At 26.7% G+C, this 840-nt stretch carries 1 protein-coding gene; it reads left to right on the top strand.

The annotated features are described in order from the left end of the window. The first annotated feature begins 308 nt into the window (after nucleotides 1-308). Nucleotides 309-806, top strand: a complete 498-nt coding sequence (locus ACF91D_RS30920) for a hypothetical protein (RefSeq protein WP_277580089.1) — start codon at nucleotides 309-311, stop codon at nucleotides 804-806. Nucleotides 807-840 lie beyond the last annotated feature (34 nt).

The raw sequence follows: 840 nt of genomic DNA, 5'->3' as shown, positions 1-840 counted from the left end.
GTATATATTCATTTCGATATAATTAACGAATTTATATATATAATATATAAATTTAAAAGAAATAAGGAAAAATTTTGATATTATATATGAAAAACTTTAATTTTTTGTTATCTTTAACGGGAGAGGAGAGAGTTTATGAAACTCACTACAATTTTAAGAATTATTGCATTAATATTTGCTATCGCACTTTTAGCTTTATTTATTAACGATAAAATCACCTTATTTCCACTTATTTTAATATACATAATTTTCACATTGTTTATTTTAATTTTAGATAAGTTAGATAAGAAAAGGAGTAAAAAATAATTATGTTCATCAAGAAAAAAGTTATTGTTGTTAGTTTTATACTTAGTTTTATGATTGCAACGATTACCCCTCAATTTATTGAAGCACAAGAAGTAATTCAAAGTGGTGATCCTTCAGATGTAAAAGAAATTGTCCAAAATACTACGCCTATTGAAAACACGGATGAAAGTATCACTCAGGAAGCAAGTAAAAAAAGAAGTTGGGTGAAATATGGAAGTGCTTATAGTGGTAGTAATAAAGCAGCTAAATTAACTATAGGGTCTTTATCTGTTTCAATTTCAGCTATTACGAAAGTACCATCTGCTGCTAAGTGGATTAATAATATTGCTAACTTATTTTATCAAAGTAATAAAAAAACCGTTTATTACAGTGCACAAGCATATAAAGATAAGAATAGCCCCAATGCTAGGCCTACATATAAGGTGAATTATACTTTTTATGCTGATAAAGCACATACAAAGAAAAAAGGTTCTAAATCAGTAATACGTAGTTCTACGTAGTTATCTTTTATATAACTCCGGATAAAATACTCAC

This window comes from Staphylococcus sp. 231237_7MaSpsaltlick (assembly GCF_043107035.1).
Note: the sequence above shows the minus strand (reverse complement) of the source record. Positions and strands in the feature narration are given on the sequence as shown.